Genomic DNA, 20,985 nt, shown 5'->3' with positions numbered 1-20,985 from the left:
GCTGATTCCTAATTATTTAAAGATAAATAATATAAATTTAAAGGCTTGTTAATGAAAAAATGCTATGAAACTTTCTCTATTTCCCATATACTTATTATTGTTTTTTTTTAACAATAAAACTTTATCACAAAAAGACAATAATAAAAAGTTTGAACAAATTAAAGATTTACAAAACTCATCGTTATGTTATGGAAACTTATTTATTGAAAGATATGCCAAAATAACGAAAAGTCATAATTACTTTAAGTCGAGAGATTATTTAAAAGCAGATATATTTTATAGAGGTGAACTTTTTGAGAATATTGATACAAAATATGACTTAACAAATGATGATATTATTATTAAAATAAACTCTACTATTAATAATAAACCTTTGATAATTATTCTAGAGCAAAAATTAATTACGGAAGTAACTATTAACAAGAAAAAACTTGTAAACAATAAAAAACTTGGATTAGTAGAACATATTTTTGAAAGTGATAAGCTTTCTATTTTAAAAAAATATAAGAAAAAACCTATAAAAAAACTAAACAAAAAGTTTATAAACTACACATTTACAGAGGAACAAATTTATTACATCAATTATAAGAGTCAAAATACTGACATTAGAAATAAAAATACTTTTATCAAACTATTTCCTGAACACAATAAATTTATAAAAAAGTTTTTTAAACAACATAGAAAGCTAAAAATAAGTTCTACAGATTTATTTTATAAAAAATTAACTTCGAATCTAATAAAACTGATAAATTAATTACACATTATGAAAGAGTTAATTACTATACTTTTATTATTATCAGTTGTTAGAATACACTCTCAAGAAGACACTTCCAACTTAACTATAGATATAAAAAACCTAAACCTTATAGAAGTTATAGATTCTTTAGAAAGAAAAACTGACTATCAATTTCTTTTTAATAATGATGATATAGATAAAAACATTATAATTAATAAAACTTATTATAAAAAGTCTCTAAATTATATTGTTACTGATATTTTAAAAAACACAAAAATTAATTTTTATGTAGATAATTACAACTTGAAAATAATTTTAACTAGAGGAATTTTAATTAGGGAGCCACTTTACAAAGTGAATGACAATAATAATCAAACACCTCCTGCTATTATTTCAAAAAATGAGAATTACGACTCTATAATAGGAAAAGAAACTAATATTTTTAAAGATAAATACACACTTAAAGGTCAAGTTTTTAACTATAAAAATAACAAAGTAATAAGAGGAGCTACAATTATTGAGAGAAATAAAAATATTTATGCTACAACAAATTCACTAGGAGAATTTTCAATTCAGCTTCCATATGGAATTAATAAATTAGAGGTGATAATGACTGGGTTTTCTAATGAAACAAAAACAATTATTTTATTAAATAACGGTAAAATAAATTTTTATTTATTTGAAAAATTAGAAGAGCTAGACGAAGTAATTGTTTTAAGCAATAAAAACAATAAAATAAAACAAAAAACAACTGGTGTATCTTATCTAAAAGCAAAAGATATAAAAACCATTCCTCAAGTCTTAGGAGAAAGAGATCTTATTAGAGCCGCACTAACTTTACCTGGAATTAACAGTGCTGGTGAAGGAGCAGATGGTGTAAATGTTAGAGGTGGTAAGGTTGATCAAAATTTATTTTTACTTGATGGAGGCATATTATATAACCCTACTCATTTTTTGGGTCTGTTTTCTGCTATAAATCCTTTCACAACTAATGACTTAAATATATTTAAAGGAAATATTCCAATAGAACATGGAGGCAGGCTCTCATCTGTATTTGAAATATCAACTAACAATGCTAGTACAACAAAATTTAAAGGTGAAGCATCTGTAGGTCCCGTTACTGCAAATTTAATGATTGAACACCCTATTATCAAAGATAAGTCTGGTTTAATTATAGGCGCAAGAAGCACTTATTCTAAGTGGATCCTTAAAGTATTGGATGACAAAAAATTAAAAAATAGTAATGTAAATTTTAATGATTTCATAATTAAGTACAATCATAAGCTGAATAATAAAAATCAAATAAGTACAACAGCTTATTATAGCAATGATAAATTTCAAATAGCTTCTGATTCTATAAATAATTACAGTAATAAAATGATAAGCTTTAATTGGATTAATACAATTAATGATAAGACTAAATCTAAACTAACTATTAGTAATAGTAACTACAATTTTAATATAGATTATTCTGCTGACAACAATAGAAGCTTTGATTTAAACTACAACCTTAATGAAACTAATTTAAAATATAAATTTAATTATAAATATTCTAAAAAACATAACATAACGTATGGTATTCAATCTAAACTTTATAACATAGACCCTGGAAATATTACTCCAAAAAATGATGATTCTACAGTAACTAAAATTGATATTCCTAAAGAAAAAGCCTTAGAAAATTCAATATATTTATCAGACAATATTTCCTTTTCAAAAAAACTATCTTACAATGTTGGAATTAGATTTACCAACTATCTTGGATTAGGTAATCATGAACAAAGGATATATGAATCCAATAAACCAAAAAATTCTTCCAATCTAATAGCAACTAAAAATTTTAAAAATAATCAAATTCATCAATCTTATAATGGAGTTAGCTACAGAATAGGTAGTAACTATAGTTTTAAAAATGATTTAATATTAAAAGGAAGTATTAATAAATCGTTTCAGTTTATTCATAGACTTAGCAATAACACTACTGCATCACCTTTAGACACATGGAGACTTTCAGATAAAAATATAAAACCCCAAGAAGGTATACAGTTTTCATTGGGACTACTTAAGTTTTTTGAAAACAAAACATATGAAATTAACCTTGAAAGCTATTATAAAAGCTATAAAAACTTAATAGATTACAAAATAGGTGCTAATTTACTATTAAATAAAACAATAGAAACAGAAGTTTTACAAGGTCCTGGAAAATCATATGGTGTAGAGTTTTTATTAAAAAAATCAACCGGTCAGTTTAATGGCTGGTTTAGTTATAGTTACTCAAAATCATTAATTAAACTAGATAGTGACTTTGAGGAAGAAACTGTTAATAATGGTGAATATTTTCCAACAAATTATGACAAGCCCCATAGTTTAGACATTGTTTTAAATTATAAAATAACAAATCGCTATAGTATTTCAAGTAATTTTAGTTATCAAAGCGGTAGACCTGTTACATACCCTACTGGTAAGTATACATATAATAACACTGAATATCTTACTTACAGTAACAGAAACCAGTTCAGAATTCCAGATTATTTTAGATTGGATATTGGAGTAAATATCGAGGGAAGCTATAAAATTAAAAAGTTTGCACACAGCTTCTGGAATTTTTCAATTTATAATGTATTAGGTAGAAATAACCCTTACTCAATATATTTTGAGACTCAAAATGGAAACGTTTCAGGATATAAAAGTTCTGTTTTCTCTAGTCCTATTCCTACAATTACTTATAACTTTAAATTTTAATAAATGAAAATTTCAAAGATATTATTAATAATTACAGCTATTACATTTGTTAAATGTATAGAACCTTTTGAACCTGAAAGCTCTACTTTTGAAGATCTATTAGTAGTTGAAGCAAGGCTAACAAATGAAAACAAGCATCATGAAATAAAACTATCAAGAACATATCAAATAGACACTGTTAAAACTAACCCAGAAACAGATGCAATCATTTATATTAGAGACACTAATGATAATGACTATATTTTTGAAGAAATAACAGATGGAAATTATAGATCTGTTAATCAATTTAGCGCTGAACCCGATTTATCATATCAATTAGTAATTATCACAGATAATAATAAAACTTATAAATCTGATTTCCAAAACCTCCCTCCTACTGTAACTTTAAACAATATAAATTACGATGTAAGTACTAATAACTTTGATGAACAAGTAGTAAATATATATGCCAATTCAAACAACCCTAACAATAATGCTTATTTCTATTCATATGAATATGAAGAGACTTATAAAATAATTCCTCCATTTTGGTCCCCTTACAAACTAGACGTTACTAATCCTGCTTCTCCACAAATTATTCTTAAAGACTATGATGACCAAATATGCTATAAAACCCAAAAATCTAACTCAATCATTCAAATAGAAACAAAATCTCTTTCAAATGATCAAGTATCAAATTTTATTATAAGGTCTATATCAATAAATGATTTCATTCTTACTAATAGATATTCCATATTAGTTAAACAATTTGTAAGGAATGAAAGAGCTTATTTATTTTTCGAAAAACTGAACATTTTTTCAGAGTCTGAAAGTGTATTTACAGAAAATCAAGTTGGTTTTATTAATGGTAACATAAAAAACATAGATAATAATGAAAAAGTTATTGGCTTTTTTGAAGCATCTAGTGTAACCGAAAAACGTATATTTTTTAACAAAGAAGATATAAATGAGTACGATATACCCTTTATATATGATTGTGCCACTATCTCTCCTCTTATATACGATCCTTACTCTAGGGAGTATGAAGTAGCGCTAGCAATAGAAAGAGGATATTTATTTTATGAAGAAACAACTTCGACTTGGGATAACGGTCCATTTATATTAGTTCCTGAAGTATGTGGGGATTGCAGAGCTCTTGGTACAACTGAACGTCCAAGCTTTTGGATTGATTAAATTATTTAAAAAATGAATTTTAAAATTGCACTAACAATCTTCTTTTTAAGTTTTATATCTTTTGGAAAAACTGATGACAATACATTAAAAGAAGAGATTTACACTCAAATTAACAATAATTTTCTTGTTACTGGAGAAAAGCTTTATTATAAAATTTATTGTCTAAACCCTATTACTAAAAAATTGTCAAAGCAAAGTAAAATTGGTAATATACTTTTACTTAACAGCAAAAATGAGGTAATCTATAAGCAAAAATTTAATTTAACTAATGGTGAAGCTTATGGAGATTTTTTTATAGATAACGAATTAAAATCTGGAACTTATAAACTTATAAGTTACACTAACTTAATACTCCTTAACGATAATGTTTTTATTAATGAAATAGTAATTATTAACCCTTTTATAAAAAAAATAGACTCATTAGAATTTCTTTATAATAAAAATATTAAAAACTCATTTAATAATGATCTAATATCACTTAACAAACAAAAATTTTCTCAAAGAGACTTAGTTGAAATAAAACTAGATAGCACCTTAATTAATGGTAAATATTCAATCTCTGTTTATAAAAAAACAAATACTATTCCTAATACACCTAAAATAACTAATTATAAAAACAGTAAAATTAATCCTTTAAAAAATAAAAATATAACAGTTGAAACGAGAGGATATACATTATCCGGAACTGTTACTAGAAAAGACAAAAAAGGAATGACCTATAAACCTATTGGACTAAGTGTTCCTCGTCAAAAAATAAATTTAATAGGCTCTACAAATAAAAATGGTGATTTCTCATTCTATATAAAAAATTTAAATGATAATAAATTAAATTTACAAATATTAGATGATAATGCACACGCATATAAAATTAATCTTGATGATGAAGAAAAATTATCTTTCATACCTAAGAAAAGTAATTATCTTAAAATAGGTAATGAAATTATTAATGAAATAAAAAAAAGAGCTATTTATACGCAAATTAATAGATCATTTATTAAGCTAAAAAAAGACAGCATCTTTAAAAACAAGGAAATAAAAAAAACATATGATTCAAGAATTAAAACTATATATTTAGATGACTATAAAAGATTTAAAACTCTAAAAGAAACTACTGTTGAAGTTTTAGATGATGTATTTTATTCCCAAGAAAATGGAAGGTATAAATTTCATGTAAGAGATATCATCAACGAAACTGATAAATCTTTACCTACTTTATTAATAATTAACGGTCAAATAATATATAGTCATGATGATTATATTAACTTCTCTGCCTATAAAATAAAGTCCATCAGTTTATTGAAAGAAAAATATATTTTTGGCGCAATCACATATCAAGGAATTATGGAAATTAACCTTTTTGATGAAAATTTTATTCCTGATGTTCCAAACTCTTATAATTTTAGTTTGATTAATCCAGAACCAAAAAAAATATATTATAAAGAGGACTATTCAAATTCTAAAAACAATAGAATTCCAGATTACAGAACACAGTTATACTGGAATCCTAATTTAGATTCCTCTAAAAATATAACCTTTTACACTTCAGATATCAAAGGGGAATACACGATAGAAATACAAGGAATAGATAAAAAAAACAAACCTATTTTTATACAAAAACAAATCACTGTTAATTAAATATAAAAAACACAAACACATTTTGTTTGTGGTTTTTATTTACTTTTAACTTATGAATTTCCTCGCGCATCTATATTTATCGGGCAATAATACTCAAATTATGATGGGTAATTTTTTTGCAGATCATGTAAGAGGAAATCGGTTTCAACATTTCCCTGAAGCTATACAACAAGGAATATTATTACATCGAAAAATCGATACATTTACCGATAATCATGAAATAGTTAGAATTAGTAAACGAAGGCTTCATGAACGCTATGGCCATTATGATGGTGTAATTATCGATATTTTTTATGATCATTTTTTAGCTAAAAATTGGAGTTCATATTCTCAAATCCCACTAGCTGTTTTTGTAAAAAATGTATATCAATTACTTCAGAAACACTTTAGTATACTTCCAAAAAAAACTCAAGAACTTTTACCTTATATGATTCAATATGATTGGTTATACAATTATCAATTTGAGAAAGGTATAGATCAAGTACTTCAAGGTATGAACAGAAGAACAAAAGGAAAATCTCAAATGCATTTAGCTATTGAAGATTTACAATTACTAAATACCGAACTTGAAAATGATTTTTTAACTTTTTTTAAAGATTTAAAAAATTACACATCCAATGAATTAGCTACTCTTAAAAAATCATTATGAAAAAAAATATAACATTATTTCTCTTAATCTTTGTAATAATATCATGTAAGAAAAACACTAAAAACTTAGGAGTTATTTCTGAAAAAGGGATGGTAGTTTCTGCAAGAGAAGAAGCTTCTGCTATAGGAATTTCAATATTAAAAAAAGGTGGAAATGCTTTTGATGCTATGGTAGCTACTGAACTTGCTTTAGCAGTAGCTTACCCATATGCTGGAAATTTAGGTGGAGGTGGTTTTATGGTTTACAGATTAAATAACGGAGAAATCGGTGCTTTAGATTATAGAGAAAAAGCTCCACTGGCTGCCTCAGAAAACATGTACTTAGATAGTTTGGGCAATGTTATTAAAGGTAAAAGCACTTTAGGGGCAATGGCTATTGGTGTTCCAGGTACCATTGCAGGTGTATTTAAAGCTCATGAAAAATTTGGAACATTACCTATTGAAGGTATTTTATCACCTGTTATCCAACTTGCTAAAAAAGGCATTATAGTAACTAAAAAACAAGAAGACAGACTTAAAAAACATCGTCCTAACTTTAAAAAAGTAAACAAATCGCCTATTATATTCGATAGTATTTGGAAACAAAATGATACAATAAAATACAATAGTTTAGCTAAAACCCTACTTCGTATTCAGCAAAATGGCAGAAATGAGTTTTATAACGGAGAAACTGCTGATAAACTGGTTACTTTTATTCAAGAGAATGGAGGCATTATAACTAAAGAAGATCTACAAAAATATCAAGCTAAATGGAGAACACCTGTTGTTTTCAAATACGATGACCTTAAAATTATTTCAATGTCTCCACCATCTAGCGGAGGTGTATGTTTAGCACAAATAATGAAAGCTATTGAACCTTATGAGTTAGATGAATATAAACACAACTCTGTAAAAAGCATTCAAGTTATTACAGAAGCAGAAAGAAGAGCTTATGCAGATAGAAGTTTCTTTTTAGGAGATCCTGATTTTGTTATCATTCCTATAGATACATTAATTAGCCCTAATTATGTGAATAAAAGAATGAGTACTTTTTCTTTCAATAAGGCAACTGCCTCTAAAGATATAACTCATGGTAATCTTTACATCTCAGAAAGTGATGAAACTACCCACTACTCTATTGTTGACCAATTTGGGAATGCTGTTTCTGTAACTACAACATTAAATGGTGCTTATGGCTCAAAGCTATATTGTTCTGAACTTGGTTTTTTCTTAAATAATGAAATGGATGATTTTAGCAGTAAACCCGGAGAACCAAATATGTTTGGGCTTATTGGTGCTGAAGCAAATAAAATTGTTCCAGAAAAAAGAATGCTAAGCTCAATGACACCAACTATTGTTGAAAAAAATAATAAATTATTTATGGTTGTAGGTACACCAGGTGGGTCTACCATTATCACTTCGGTACTACAAACAATACTCAATGTACATGAATATAAAATGGGGATGCAAGAAGCTGTAAATCAACCAAGATTTCACCATCAATGGCTACCTGATGTTATAAAAATGGAACCTAAAAGCTTTTCAGAACAAGTGAAAAATCAACTCATTAAACTTGGTTATACTTTGGACGAAAATAATGCTCCTGTTATTGGTAAAGTTGATGCAATACTGGTTCTTCCTAACGGAAAATTAGAAGGAGGAGCTGATCCTAGAGGTGATGATACTGCCATTGGTTTTTAATTATGAAATTATTAGAGCAACATATAGTCAAAAAACTAAACCAACCTATTCGTTTACAAGACTACGCTGTAGGAATTTTTAAGTCAGCACCTACAAAATCATCCATAAAAAAAGCCATTAAAAAAGAATTAGTACTTGTAAATGGAAAAAAAGCTACCACTGCGCTTTTTATTAATAATAAGGATACAATTGAATTATTTGAAAGTATAACTGATTACAAATCAACAAAAATAAATTTAAAGCTATCCATAATTTTTGAAGATGATTATTTAGCTGCTATATATAAACCAGCCGGCATTTTAGTTAGCGGAAACTCTTTTTATACTATTAAAAATGCATTGCCAACTAATTTACAGAATAGTTTACAACTAGATGCTACTACTCCACAACCTGTTCATAGACTTGATTATGCTACCAGCGGATTACTTTTAATAGGAAAAACCGTAAGCAGCATTACAAAATTAAACCAACTATTTGAACATAAAAAAATTCAAAAAACATACCATGCTGTTTGTGTTGGAAATATGAATGAAGAAGGAGTTATTGATGTTGATATTGATGAAAAAAAAGCATTAACACATTACAAAGTATTACAATCATCTTCTTCTGTAAAGTTTAATAAATTAAATTTAGTTGAATTATATCCAAAAACAGGCAGAAAGCATCAATTAAGAAAGCATCTTTTATTCTTAAAAAATCCCATTTTAGGAGATCAATTGTATTATTTACCTGAATTCTACCATAAGGGAAAAGGTCTTTTTTTACATGCTTCTAGTTTAAATTTTACACATCCATTTACAAATGAAAATATATCAATAACAAAAGAACTACCTTCTAAGTTTAAAAAAATATTTTCTCAATAAAATAGTATCTTTAATCAAAAAATATCAATGCTAAAATCTAGTTTACAAGAAACAGAATACAACGGTTATTTTGCCAATTATATTTACTTAGTTGATGACAATACAGAACTTATTAACGGACTTACCCTAAATAAAGATGAAATAATAGCTTTTTATAAAGCTATACCTGAACAAAAACATGATTACAAATATGAATCTAACAAATGGTCTATTAAAGAGGTATTACAACATATAATTGATACAGAACGTATTTTTATGTATCGTTTTTTAAGAATAGCTAGAAATGATATGGCTCCTTTAGTTGGTTTTGACCAAAATATATACATACTTCCCTCAGAAGCCTCAAAAAAAAGTATGAACTCGTTACTTGAAGAATTTAAGGTTACTAGAGAATACAGTATCAATTTAGTTAGTAGTATTTCCGAAGAAAATCTAAAAAATATTGGAATTGCAAGTGATCAAAAGATATCTGCTAGAGCATGTGCTTTTTTAATAATTGGACATAGTAAATGGCATAATAACATTATTAAAGAGCGATATTTATAACAATTACTTTAGTTAAAACCACTACATTTGCGGCATGCGAATAGATATTATAACGGTAGAACCTGATTTACTTCAAAGTCCTTTTAACCACTCTATGATGAAACGTGCCATTGAAAAAGAATTGGCAGAAGTACATTTTCATAATTTAAGAGAGTATGGTTTTGGTAATTATCGTCAAATTGACGATTACCAATTTGGTGGTGGTGCTGGTATGGTTTTAATGATAGCGCCAATTGCTAAATGTATTGAAAAACTTCAATCGGAGCGTACTTATGATGAAATTATTTACATGACTCCAGATGCACCTACTTTAAATCAGGCAACTGCTAATCAATTATCTTTAAAAGAAAATATTATCATTTTAACTGGTCACTATAAAGGAGTTGACCAGCGTGTTAGAGATAAATTTATTACTAAAGAAATTTCTATTGGTGATTATGTATTAACAGGTGGAGAATTAGCTGCAGCCGTATTGTGTGATGCAGTAATAAGGTTAATCCCTGGTGTTTTAGGTGATGAAACCTCTGCCCTAACCGATTCTTTTCAAGACAATTTGTTATCTCCTCCAGTATACACACGTCCATCTGAATATGAAGGCATGAAAGTTCCTGATGTATTATTATCTGGAAATTTCCCTAAAATTGAAGAATGGCGTAATGAACAAGCCTATAAAAGAACGCAAGAGATTAGACCTGATTTGTTAGAAGACTAATACTACTTAAATAATTTATATACAAACACATATTTAACTACAACTCCGTTTCTCAGAATCGGAGTTTTTTGTATTAATTCACTTGTTTGATAACCATTTGATTGAAAAATAGACGGATTTTTATAATTTCTACTGTCGGTTATATATAAAACTTCTTTTTCTAAAGGTCTATACTTATTATTAATCCAATAATATTTATGAATGTTTGCTAAGTTTCCCAGTCCGTAAACCTTCATCTTATTAGGCCTAGCAATATAATAATCTATATGCGCTGCAGGATACCAATTGTTAGATACTATAGGAAGTTGAGTTAGCTGTTTTTTAATTAAATTTGATGAAATTTTATCCGACGCCTGTTTCCATCCAAACATATCTAACGTCACATCATTTTTTCCTAATCGTTCTTTCTTTGCAAAGTTATCAACAGGAATAAACAAACCTTTATCAACAGAAAACAAAGCAGTTATTAACATAATAAGCATAAAAGCAAAACCAAAAACCAACCTTTTAATAGGTATTTTTTCAATTAATAAAGCCAAACCAGGTATTAAAGTAATATATGCAATACCTGACCAATGAGGTAACGTATTTCTATATATTGATAAATAGATAGTAGTTAATAATAAAGGTAAGCTACAAAACAGAATAAAATATAGTTTTGGGTCTGTTAATTTCTTCTTATAAATAGCTAAAAGAAACAAAACACTTAAATAAAAAAGGTATGGATTATTATAAATAATTTGACCTAATATTTCTCTTAAAAAGGCAGTACTATTAAAAGACCCACTAAAAAAAGAAACCCGATTTCCGTGAAATTTGTAACTAATAAAGTCATTTGTATAATTCCAATAAAAAATCAATCCAATAGCAATAAGAGGAAAAATAAAACCTAAATAAAAGGTTCTAGTTTTTAGCCACTGTATTCTAAAACTAACTATATATAAAACAACTCCAAATAATAAATATATTGCTTGGTATTTACTGTAAATTGCTAAAGCTGTAAATAAAAATCCTAATAGAAGTTTAGTTTTTGACTCTGTTATAACATCTTCTGTTATACTTTGAATAAAAAAATAAAAACCTAACAACCAAAATAAAATCATAGGAGCATCTGGTAATATAAATGTACCCGAAATTACTAATGCATAAATGTTAAGATTGCAAAGTAAAACTGCTATAAAACCAACTTTATCATTTTTAATAGTACTCGCTATTAAAAAAATGATATACATTGCTATACTTATAGGAATAATAGCGGCTAACCTAATAACTAGTTCATTATCAAAAAATAAATTAAAAGTAAAAAACTGGATAAAAAAACCAACCATGGGTGGATGATCAAAATGGCTAATTGCAGGATATTTAGCGTATAACCAATAGTATACTTCATCATTACCAAACTCTAAACTAGAAGCTAAAAAAATTCTTAATACAGTACTGATAATAATGAAGATTAATGTATATCTTTTATAAACAGACAGCATTAATGAATCTTTCTAATAACAGCATCTTGAAATAAAGACATACTTACTAATCCTATCAAAACACCAATTCCGGATCCTACAAAAACATCCATTAAAAAATGTTGAGATAAATACACTCGTGATAATCCAGCAATTATAGCCAATGAAAGCCATAAATATTGAGAAGCACATTTATTAAAATATAAACATAATATGGTAAAAATTGCAAAAGCAGTTGTAGTGTGTCCCGAAGGAAAAGAGTTCCAAAAAGCCATTTTAACACCATCAATTAAATGAAGATTATCAACACCAAAAATCGATGCAGGTCTTGGAACACCTTTAAAAATAAGTTTTTTAAACACAAACGTTATCAACAAAGTTAAAAAACCACTAATAGCAAAAACTAAAGTCATTTTTCTTTTAATAAAAAAGAATAAGACAGCTAAAACACCAAACATAACACCATCTCCCAAATAAGTAGCATATTTAAAAAACAGATCTAAAAACCTTGTATGAAACTTATTAGTTAATAAATGCAACGTTTCTTTATTATAGATTACAAGTAAACATGCTGAAATTATAAAAAATAATAGGTAAGCCGTTGTTGTTTGTTTTTTAATAGCTTTAATTGTTGCTATTAATTTTAGAAAAAAGATAGTTAATAAATTATTTTTAGTTTTTTGGGCTACTGGTTTATGCACTAAAACAATCATAAATTTCAAGTATTTTTAAGCACTCGAAAATTACATTTACAAACTAAACTACATTTTACTTAATATTTAAAATAATGTAATCTTTAACCAGGCCATTAAACTATAAAACAACCATTTATTAAAACAGAACATCTTTTTTTTGATATAAATTTAATTTTGAAAAAACACTAGAAAAACAAAAAATAATTATAAATTTGCACTCGCAAAATCAACCTCTGACGAAAATCGTGAATGTTGCTTTGTTTCAACCATCATATATTTATAAAAATGGATTTAGTTAAATTTGTACAAGACGAATTTGTAACAAAAAATGAATTACCAGAGTTTGCTGCTGGTGATACAATTACAGTTTATTACGAAATTAAAGAGGGTAACAAAACTCGTACTCAGTTTTTTAAAGGAGTTGTTATCCAAAGAAGAGGATCTGGATCCTCAGAGACTTTTACAATTAGAAAAATGTCTGGTACTGTAGGTGTAGAGCGTATCTTCCCTGTAAACTTACCAACAATTCAAAAAATTGAAATTAACAAAAGAGGTAAAGTTCGTAGAGCACGTATCTTCTACTTTAGAGGTCTTACTGGTAAAAAAGCAAGAATTAAAGAAAGAAGAAACTAAGAGTTTCACCACTTTTTATCTTATTAAAAACGATGCAAATGCATCGTTTTTTTTATTGACAATTGTTAACAAATCAATAAAATAAATTTGTTAACTTAATTTTAATTAAAGCATTGATAATCAGTATTTAAATTTGTATTTTTGAAATATAAATATCACACAAAAAATTAAAAGTTACGTTCTTTTATTTATTTAATTGTTTTTCAAAATACAAGTTTATATTCGGTTTTTTACAGATTTTAAAAAATTAAAATCAATTTTGAAAAACACCACTTGTTTTTAAAGTTTCCACTTTACACAAGCAGCTGAAACATTGGTAAAGATTTAGTTAAGTAGTTTAATTAAATACAGTGAGTTTCTTTTAAAATGTTTCAGGAAAAGCCATACTTACATTTTTAAAATGCAGTATGGCTTTTTAATTTTAACGTTTCAATACGCTAAAAAACTTCTCCTTTTAACATATTAATAAAAAAACATCCTTATTTCTAACAATTTATCATTAAAAAAATGAATTGTAATGTGTAAATTTGCTGCACTTCAAACTTAAACAAACAAACAGATATATGAGTACAACAGCTAAGATCATGTATACAAAAACGGATGAGGCTCCAGCTTTGGCTACCCGCTCGTTTTTACCAATTGTAAAGGCTTTTACAAAATCATCTAATATAGAAATTGTAACTAAAGATATTTCTTTAGCAGGAAGAATTTTAGCAAACTTTTCTGATTACTTAACTGAAGAACAACGTGTAGAAGATGCATTGGCATTTTTAGGTGAATTAGCTACTAAACCAGAAGCTAATATTATAAAATTACCAAATATTAGTGCTTCAGTACCACAATTAAAGGCCGCTGTTAAAGAATTACAAGCTTTAGGATATGCTTTGCCAGATTATCCAGAAGAAGCAGAAACAGCTGAAGAAAAAGAGATATTAGCACGTTATAATAAAGTTAAAGGATCTGCCGTAAACCCAGTTTTACGTGAAGGAAACTCTGATCGTCGTGCTCCGAAAGCTGTAAAAAATTACGCAAAGAAAAACCCTCATTCTATGGGAGCTTGGAGTTCTGACTCTAAAACTCACGTAGCAACTATGAGCGAAAATGATTTTGCTCATAACGAAAAATCGGTAACATTACCCGCTGCTACAGACGTAAAAATTGTACACACAGATGCTAATGGAAATCAAACTGTTTTAAAAGACAAGGTTTCATTATTAGAAGGTGAGGTTATTGACGCTTCAGTTATGAACAAAAAAGCATTATTAACTTTCTTAGACGAACAAGTTAAAGATGCTAAAGATAAAGGTGTGTTGTTCTCATTACACATGAAAGCAACTATGATGAAAGTTTCTGATCCTATCATTTTTGGGCATGCAGTAAAAACTTTCTTCAAAGATTTATTTGAAAAACACGGAGAAACTTTTGAAAAAATTGGTGTTGATGTAAACAACGGTTTCGGAAACTTATTAAGTAATTTAGATGAAGTTTCTGCTGAGAAAAAAGCGGAGATTTTAGCTGATATAGATGCTATTTATGCTAAAAACCCAGATGTAGCCATGGTAAATTCTGATAAAGGAATTACCAATTTACATGTACCATCTGACGTTATTATTGATGCATCTATGCCAGCAATGATTCGTACTTCTGGCCAAATGTGGAATAAAGAAGGAAAAACACAAGATACTAAAGCTGTTATTCCTGATAGTTCTTACGCTTCATTATACCAAGCAACAATCGATTTTTGTAAAGAAAACGGAGCATTTGATCCTACTACAATGGGAACTGTACCTAATGTAGGGTTAATGGCTAAAAAAGCAGAAGAATATGGTTCTCACGATAAAACTTTTGAAATCTCTGCCAATGGTAAAGTATCTGTAGTAGATGCTGCTGGAAATACTTTAATTGAACACAACGTGGAAGAAGGTGACATCTGGAGAATGTGTCAAACTAAAGATGCTCCAATTCAAGACTGGGTTAAATTAGCTGTTACACGTGCTAAAGCAACTCAAACACCTGCAGTTTTTTGGTTAGACAAAAATAGAGCACACGATGCTGAATTAATTAAAAAGGTAGAAAAATACTTACCAAACCATGATACCAACGGATTAGAAATCCACATCATGTCTGTTGCAGAAGCAACTCAATATACATTAAAAAGAACCAAAGCTGGTGAAGATACAATTTCTGTTACTGGAAATGTTTTACGTGACTATTTAACAGATTTATTCCCTATTTTAGAATTAGGTACTTCTGCTAAAATGTTATCAATTGTTCCGTTAATGAATGGTGGTGGACTATTTGAAACTGGTGCTGGTGGATCTGCTCCAAAGCACGTACAACAATTTGTTGAAGAAAACCACTTACGCTGGGATTCTTTAGGAGAGTTTTTAGCTTTAGCTGTATCATTAGAACATTTAGGAGAAACTACTAACAACCCAAAAGCATTAGTATTAGCAGAAGCTTTAGATAATGCTATTGAAAGGTTATTAGATAACAAGAAGTCTCCTTCACGTAAAGCTGGAGAATTAGACAACAGAGGAAGTCATTTTTATTTAGCAATGTACTGGGCTCAAGAATTAGCTAGTCAGGATAAAAATGCAGACTTAAAAGAAGAGTTTGCTGCATTAGCTGAAAAAATGGAAGCTAATGAAACTAATATTGTTAATGAATTAAATGAAATTCAAGGTAAAGCAGTTAACATTGGTGGTTATTATGAACCAAATGATGAATTAGCAGATGCTGCAATGAGACCATGTAGTATTTTAAACAATATTTTATAGTTTTTAAAACTTATATTAATAAGAAAAGCGAGTTACTAATGTAACTCGCTTTTTTCTTTCCTTCTCTTTTCTTACTTCTTTTTCCCTCATCGAAGTATTGTATTTTAAAGACACACTATTTTTTAATTAGTCACAATACATCTTCAAAAAAAATATACTTACTTTTGAAACATGACATTTATAAAAACCACAGAAAAAGCATCAAAATACAACGACCTCGAAAAAATGAGTATTAACAACCTGTTAATCAAAATTAATAACGAGGATAAAACAGTACCATACGCTGTTGAAAAGGCCATACCACAAATAGAAAAATTGACACAAGAAATTGTAGAAAAGTTAAAAATTGGTGGACGTCTTTTTTATTTAGGTGCAGGCACAAGTGGAAGATTAGGTGTTGTTGATGCTTCTGAATGCCCTCCTACTTTTGGAGTTGATTTCAATACTGTAATTGGTTTAATTGCTGGAGGAGATACAGCTATTAGAAAAGCTGTAGAGTTTGCTGAGGATTCTATTACTCAAGGATGGGAAGATTTACTAACTTATAATATTTCAAATAAAGATGTGGTTGTAGGAATAGCTGCATCTGGAACAACTCCGTATGTAATTGCTGCTTTAGAAAAATGCAATCAAAATAACATTTTAACAGGATGTATTACATGTAATGCTGGTAGTCCATTGGCAAAAACAGCTAAATTCCCTGTAGAAGTTGTTGTTGGACCTGAATTTGTTACTGGAAGCTCAAGAATGAAAGCAGGAACAGCACAAAAATTAGTATTAAACATGTTATCAACCGCAACCATGATTCAGCTTGGAAAAGTAAAAGGTAATAAGATGGTAGATATGCAACTCTCTAATAAAAAACTTTTAGAAAGAGGTGAAAACATGTTAGTTTCTGAATTAAATATCGACCAAGATAAAGCTAAAGAACTACTACAAAAATATGGTAGTGTAAGAAATGCTATTCAAAACTATAATTTATAATGGATATATCTGCCTACGAAAAACCTTTAAAAAAACTCATGGCTCTTTTAGGTTTACTAATATTATCGCCGTTAGTTTTAAGTGTAGCCTTCAAAGCTTTAAGAGCTTATAACACAAGTCCTGGTATTTATATTGCTTATTTATTATTATTTATTGGTGCATCATTAGTGTTATTTACTGTATATTTTGGATTTAAAACATTTAAATCTTTTTTAGATGTACTTTTCAATGAATAAATTTTGAAAAAAAAATTCAACATAGAAAAACTTACTAATTGGGAGTATTGGCCATCATCAATGTTTTATGTTCCTAATTTACCATATGCTTTTTATTTAGCTATAAAAGCTCGTAGTAGTGTGTTTTTTACAGCTGCCAACCCAGGAATTAAAAGTTCAGGAAATGGAACAGAAAGTAAATATGAAACAATACTATTAGTTCCTGAAGAATTTAGACCTAAATCTGTATTAATTAAACCCAATACTAATTTTTTAAAAGTAAAAGACCTTTTAGAAAAAAATAACATCTACTACCCTATTATAGCAAAACCGGATGTTGGATTTAGAGGGTTATTGGTAAAAAAAATAAATTCAGATACAGAATTAGAAAGCTATTTACAGAACTATCCAATAAACTTTATTTTACAAGAGTTTTTAGATTATAAAAACGAATGTGGTGTTTTCTATCATAGAAAACCTAATCAATCTAAAGGCTACATAAGTTCTGTTACCTTAAAAAAATTCATTTCTGTTACCGGAAACGGTATACATAATCTTCAAGAATTAATATTAGCTGATAACAGAGCGAAGCTATATATAGATCTTTTCAGAGAAATTCATCAGGATAATCTTTTAGAAATACCTCCAAAAAACAAAGAGATTAGGCTAACCGTTATAGGAAACCACTCAAAAGGCACTCAATTTATTAATGGTAATCACTTAATCTCTAAAGAATTAACATATACATTTGATAAGTTAAGCAATAATATTGATGGTTGGTATTATGGTCGAATCGACTTAAAGTATAACTCATTTAAGGAATTAGAAAAAGGAAAAAACTTCAAGATTTTAGAAATAAATGGAATTATTGCAGAACCTACACATATATATGATACTAATAATTACACCTATTTTAAAGCGTTAAAGGCAATAAGATCTCACTGGAAATCGTTATATGACATAGCAGTATATAATAACAAATCAGCAAATGTTCCTTACATAAAAACATTAACATTTGTTAATGAAATTTTATGGTTAAAAGAATACACCAAAAAACTAAAATCTTTGAAAAATAGTTAAAACTAATTGAAAAATAGGTATTTTTTATTATCTTTAAAATAATTTAGAAAAAATCATTGTATATTTGTGACCTGAAACAATGTTTATGTTTCTAAATATATAAAGTACTAAAACAAAACATTTTATCCCCAATAAATGAAAAGGTTTTTATTCTTTATACTATACTTTGCCACATTTAATATTTATTCTCAAGTTAAAATTGGGGATAACCCTTCAATAATTGATAGTAATTCAATCCTTGAATTAGAAAGCTCTGACAAAGTACTAGTAATTACAAGGCTTACAGATGCTGAAATGAATAGCATCCAACCTTTACGTGGTGCATTAGTATACAATACTGATAGTGATTGTGTGTATACTTACAATGGGACTACTTGGGTAAGTTTATGTAGCAATTCAACTTCCAATAATATTACTGTAACAACATCAGGTTCGGCTCCAACCAACAATTCAATGGGTGATTTTTGGATAAACGATGCTAATAATAATTATGTTAGTATTTGGGACGGTAGCCAATGGATTCCTATAGATACAAATCCTAGACGAGGTAATGGTGCTCCAGATTCATCAAACGCACCAAATCCAATTGCTGGTGATTTATATGTTGATCAAACAACGGGTATCATTTATGCTTACAACGGTAGCTCATGGGTGAATTCGAGCACTAGCGTAAATGCAAATAATGGTGTTTTTGTTGCTGCTAATAATACAATTCAACTTGGTGGTGTGTTAATTCGACCTACAACAATTACAACAGATGCAACTAACACACTTGCAATTCAAGGATTACAAGACGGTGATGTAACTCAAGATGATATAGTAACTGTTAACCAAACTACGGGTGAATTAAGAAGGGTTAACTTATCTTCATTAATGAGAGAAGAAGTTGCTGAAATTACAGCAATTAATGGTCAAACTCAATTTACAGCTCCTCTACCTATTACAGATGGTAGAAAAGTTAATGTTTACAGAAACGGTGTCAGGGTGGATTTTACCATTGTAAACACTACCACTATAGAAGTTGAAGCTGGTGCAATTTGTTTTGACGGAGATCAAATTAGAATAGTACAATTTTACTAGGTATAACAATATTTAAAATTAACTAATAATTACAACCCTAAATCACATTTAACACAATTATCAATTATGAATTCAATTACAAAAAGATTAAAGATCGCTGCTTTTACGGCAGCAATGTTAGTAGCTGGTACTGTAAGCGCACAACAAACAGCTGGAGACGTAACTAAGGAAGCAGATGCTCTTCCTGGAACTACAACTACAGGTGGTGCTATTAGAGTTATAGATAACAAAGGTACAATCAAGTATTTACAAGTTAAAAACGGATTGACTTTATTATCAAACACTACTAATGATGTAACAACAACAACTTGGCAATTGGGTGGAGCTTTAACAGATGACACTTTTATTGACGTTGATGGTAACATTTTTGGTTTGAACGGAATAGAATTAGAAACAGGTAATGCTTCTACAGATGCAACAACAGGATCTGATGCAGGTACAGGTACAGGGTGGACCGTATTAGTAAGAGATGAAGCTACAGGTGCTACTAAGAAATTATTAGCTACTGACTTGTTACAAAGTGGACATCAAGTTTTTACTGCTACAGCAGGACAAACTACCTACACTTTAACAGGGCCTATAGTATTACCAACTTTTGAAAAAGTTTGGGTTTACAGAAACGGAGCTAAGCTTATTGCAAATTTAGATTATACTGTTTCAGGTTCAGACGTAACATTAATTCCAAGTACTACAGTTCCTAATGACTGGTCTGTATATGCTGGAGATGTTATTGAAGTTCAATACGTTAAATAAAAAATTATTTAAAGTAAATTGTTAAGTAGAAAGTTTTACAAACAAAATCTTTTAAGAGTAATCTTAATTACTTCTGCATTGATCTCATTAAATGAGATCAATGCTCAAGAAGTAAGAGTTATTGATAACAAAGGAACACTTCGTATTGTTAACAATAATTCTGTCACAGAGGCAAACATAGCTCCAACCAATCCGGTTGAAGGCGATGTATGGTTTAACACTAGTACAACACCAAGTATTGTAAATTTTTGGGATGGAACTAATTGGTTAAACTTATCAGACTATTTAGACAACACAGACTCACAAAACATAACATCATTTAATTATGATGATTCTTCTAATACATTAACCATTTCAATTGAAAATGGTAATACCCAAACTGTAAACCTTTCTGAACTTTCAGAAACAGTATCCGCTGGTACAGGAATTTCCGTAACACAAACTGGGCAAGATTTTCAAGTTACAAACTCAGCTCCTGATCAAACTGTAACTATTGTTGATGGTGGTAATGGTAATGTAACTGTAGGGGGAACATATCCTAATTTCACTATTGATGTGCCTAATAAC

Annotated in this window: 19 protein-coding genes; 17 read left to right on the top strand and 2 right to left on the bottom strand. The window is 28.5% G+C overall.

The features are described from left to right. Positions 1–64: 64 nt before the first annotated feature. From ACFQ1U_RS12570 to trmD, 9 genes are read left to right on the top strand one after another with little or no spacing between them, the layout of a single operon-like run. Positions 65–754: a hypothetical protein gene (locus ACFQ1U_RS12570; protein ID WP_386108918.1), complete on the top strand. Its 690-nt coding sequence runs from the start codon at positions 65–67 to the stop codon at positions 752–754. 9 nt (positions 755–763) lie between these two features. Beyond that, positions 764–3,478 carry a TonB-dependent receptor gene (locus tag ACFQ1U_RS12565; protein ID WP_386108916.1) on the top strand — a complete coding sequence of 905 codons (2,715 nt, stop codon included), beginning with the start codon at positions 764–766 and terminating at the stop codon, positions 3,476–3,478. Between the two features lie 3 nt (positions 3,479–3,481). Further along, on the top strand, positions 3,482–4,651 hold the full coding sequence (locus ACFQ1U_RS12560; protein WP_386108914.1) for a DUF4249 domain-containing protein: 1,170 nt from the start codon (positions 3,482–3,484) through the stop codon (positions 4,649–4,651). A gap of 12 nt (positions 4,652–4,663) precedes the next feature. Further along, the gene (locus ACFQ1U_RS12555; RefSeq protein WP_386108912.1) at positions 4,664–6,286 is read left to right on the top strand and encodes a hypothetical protein; all 1,623 of its coding nucleotides are present in this window, start codon (positions 4,664–4,666) and stop codon (positions 6,284–6,286) included. Positions 6,287–6,338: 52 nt separating this feature from the next. Then, on the top strand, positions 6,339–6,935 hold the full coding sequence (locus ACFQ1U_RS12550; RefSeq protein ID WP_449343029.1) for an acyl carrier protein phosphodiesterase: 597 nt from the start codon (positions 6,339–6,341) through the stop codon (positions 6,933–6,935). Then, positions 6,932–8,614, top strand: a complete 1,683-nt coding sequence (gene ggt / locus ACFQ1U_RS12545; RefSeq protein WP_386108908.1) for a gamma-glutamyltransferase — start codon at positions 6,932–6,934, stop codon at positions 8,612–8,614. Before ACFQ1U_RS12550 ends, ggt begins: the two co-directional genes overlap by 4 nt. A 2-nt stretch (positions 8,615–8,616) precedes the next feature. Next, complete coding sequence (locus ACFQ1U_RS12540; protein WP_386108906.1) at positions 8,617–9,477, top strand: RluA family pseudouridine synthase; 861 nt, start codon at positions 8,617–8,619, stop codon at positions 9,475–9,477. A 27-nt stretch (positions 9,478–9,504) separates the two neighbouring features. Next, on the top strand, positions 9,505–10,023 hold the full coding sequence (locus tag ACFQ1U_RS12535) for a DinB family protein (RefSeq protein WP_386108904.1): 519 nt from the start codon (positions 9,505–9,507) through the stop codon (positions 10,021–10,023). 34 nt (positions 10,024–10,057) lie between these two features. Further along, on the top strand, positions 10,058–10,735 hold the full coding sequence (trmD, locus tag ACFQ1U_RS12530) for a tRNA (guanosine(37)-N1)-methyltransferase TrmD (protein ID WP_386108902.1): 678 nt from the start codon (positions 10,058–10,060) through the stop codon (positions 10,733–10,735). A gap of 2 nt (positions 10,736–10,737) precedes the next feature. Here trmD and ACFQ1U_RS12525 read toward each other — a convergent pair whose 3' ends face one another. Next, positions 10,738–12,219 carry an ArnT family glycosyltransferase gene (locus tag ACFQ1U_RS12525; RefSeq protein WP_386108900.1) on the bottom strand — a complete coding sequence of 494 codons (1,482 nt, stop codon included), beginning with the start codon at positions 12,217–12,219 and terminating at the stop codon, positions 10,738–10,740. After that, the gene (locus ACFQ1U_RS12520; RefSeq protein ID WP_386108898.1) at positions 12,219–12,911 is read right to left on the bottom strand and encodes a phosphatase PAP2 family protein; all 693 of its coding nucleotides are present in this window, start codon (positions 12,909–12,911) and stop codon (positions 12,219–12,221) included. The genes ACFQ1U_RS12525 and ACFQ1U_RS12520 overlap by 1 nt, the downstream gene beginning before the upstream one ends. A 267-nt stretch (positions 12,912–13,178) precedes the next feature. On the opposite strand from ACFQ1U_RS12520, the gene rplS reads away from it, so the two are divergent. The 8 genes from rplS to ACFQ1U_RS12480 all read left to right on the top strand — a co-directional run. Then, entirely contained in the window at positions 13,179–13,526 is a 348-nt protein-coding gene (gene rplS / locus ACFQ1U_RS12515) for a 50S ribosomal protein L19 (RefSeq protein ID WP_386108896.1), read from the top strand. Positions 13,527–14,089: 563 nt separating this feature from the next. Further along, positions 14,090–16,306, top strand: coding sequence for an NADP-dependent isocitrate dehydrogenase (locus tag ACFQ1U_RS12510; protein WP_386108893.1), 2,217 nt, complete (start codon positions 14,090–14,092; stop codon positions 16,304–16,306). Between the two features lie 171 nt (positions 16,307–16,477). Then, complete coding sequence (gene murQ / locus ACFQ1U_RS12505; protein WP_386108891.1) at positions 16,478–17,290, top strand: N-acetylmuramic acid 6-phosphate etherase; 813 nt, start codon at positions 16,478–16,480, stop codon at positions 17,288–17,290. Beyond that, positions 17,290–17,526 (top strand): DUF6095 family protein, encoded by a 237-nt coding sequence (locus ACFQ1U_RS12500; RefSeq protein ID WP_386108889.1) that lies wholly within the window; start codon positions 17,290–17,292, stop codon positions 17,524–17,526. The genes murQ and ACFQ1U_RS12500 overlap by 1 nt, the downstream gene beginning before the upstream one ends. 3 nt (positions 17,527–17,529) lie before the next feature. Then, positions 17,530–18,585 carry a D-alanine--D-alanine ligase gene (locus ACFQ1U_RS12495; RefSeq protein WP_386108887.1) on the top strand — a complete coding sequence of 352 codons (1,056 nt, stop codon included), beginning with the start codon at positions 17,530–17,532 and terminating at the stop codon, positions 18,583–18,585. 135 nt (positions 18,586–18,720) lie between these two features. After that, the gene (locus tag ACFQ1U_RS12490; protein ID WP_386108885.1) at positions 18,721–19,665 is read left to right on the top strand and encodes a hypothetical protein; all 945 of its coding nucleotides are present in this window, start codon (positions 18,721–18,723) and stop codon (positions 19,663–19,665) included. A 66-nt stretch (positions 19,666–19,731) separates the two neighbouring features. Next, positions 19,732–20,418 (top strand): hypothetical protein, encoded by a 687-nt coding sequence (locus tag ACFQ1U_RS12485; protein WP_386108883.1) that lies wholly within the window; start codon positions 19,732–19,734, stop codon positions 20,416–20,418. Between the two features lie 78 nt (positions 20,419–20,496). Then, the coding region (locus ACFQ1U_RS12480; protein WP_386108881.1) for a hypothetical protein at positions 20,497–20,985 on the top strand (489 nt) is incomplete at its 3' end.

The organism is Tenacibaculum geojense, from assembly GCF_042676005.1.
Classification (GTDB): Bacteria; Bacteroidota; Bacteroidia; order Flavobacteriales; family Flavobacteriaceae; genus Polaribacter; species Polaribacter geojense.
Note: the sequence above shows the minus strand (reverse complement) of the source record. Positions and strands in the feature narration are given on the sequence as shown.

What these genes read in the sequence shown, in the direction of transcription:
- rplS (WP_386108896.1), top strand. Translation starts at nt 13,179, where the DNA reads ATGGATTTAGTTAAATTTGTACAAGACGAATTTGTAACAAAAAATGAA.
- ACFQ1U_RS12555 (WP_386108912.1), top strand. Translation starts at nt 4,664, where the DNA reads ATGAATTTTAAAATTGCACTAACAATCTTCTTTTTAAGTTTTATATCT.
- ACFQ1U_RS12520 (WP_386108898.1), bottom strand. Translation starts at nt 12,911, where the DNA reads ATGATTGTTTTAGTGCATAAACCAGTAGCCCAAAAAACTAAAAATAAT.
- trmD (WP_386108902.1), top strand. Translation starts at nt 10,058, where the DNA reads ATGCGAATAGATATTATAACGGTAGAACCTGATTTACTTCAAAGTCCT.
- ACFQ1U_RS12535 (WP_386108904.1), top strand. Translation starts at nt 9,505, where the DNA reads ATGCTAAAATCTAGTTTACAAGAAACAGAATACAACGGTTATTTTGCC.
- ACFQ1U_RS12570 (WP_386108918.1), top strand. Translation starts at nt 65, where the DNA reads ATGAAACTTTCTCTATTTCCCATATACTTATTATTGTTTTTTTTTAAC.
- ACFQ1U_RS12500 (WP_386108889.1), top strand. Translation starts at nt 17,290, where the DNA reads ATGGATATATCTGCCTACGAAAAACCTTTAAAAAAACTCATGGCTCTT.
- ACFQ1U_RS12485 (WP_386108883.1), top strand. Translation starts at nt 19,732, where the DNA reads ATGAATTCAATTACAAAAAGATTAAAGATCGCTGCTTTTACGGCAGCA.
- ACFQ1U_RS12550 (WP_449343029.1), top strand. Translation starts at nt 6,339, where the DNA reads ATGAATTTCCTCGCGCATCTATATTTATCGGGCAATAATACTCAAATT.
- ACFQ1U_RS12490 (WP_386108885.1), top strand. Translation starts at nt 18,721, where the DNA reads ATGAAAAGGTTTTTATTCTTTATACTATACTTTGCCACATTTAATATT.
- ACFQ1U_RS12540 (WP_386108906.1), top strand. Translation starts at nt 8,617, where the DNA reads ATGAAATTATTAGAGCAACATATAGTCAAAAAACTAAACCAACCTATT.
- ACFQ1U_RS12560 (WP_386108914.1), top strand. Translation starts at nt 3,482, where the DNA reads ATGAAAATTTCAAAGATATTATTAATAATTACAGCTATTACATTTGTT.
- ACFQ1U_RS12565 (WP_386108916.1), top strand. Translation starts at nt 764, where the DNA reads ATGAAAGAGTTAATTACTATACTTTTATTATTATCAGTTGTTAGAATA.
- murQ (WP_386108891.1), top strand. Translation starts at nt 16,478, where the DNA reads ATGACATTTATAAAAACCACAGAAAAAGCATCAAAATACAACGACCTC.
- ACFQ1U_RS12525 (WP_386108900.1), bottom strand. Translation starts at nt 12,219, where the DNA reads ATGCTGTCTGTTTATAAAAGATATACATTAATCTTCATTATTATCAGT.
- ggt (WP_386108908.1), top strand. Translation starts at nt 6,932, where the DNA reads ATGAAAAAAAATATAACATTATTTCTCTTAATCTTTGTAATAATATCA.
- ACFQ1U_RS12510 (WP_386108893.1), top strand. Translation starts at nt 14,090, where the DNA reads ATGAGTACAACAGCTAAGATCATGTATACAAAAACGGATGAGGCTCCA.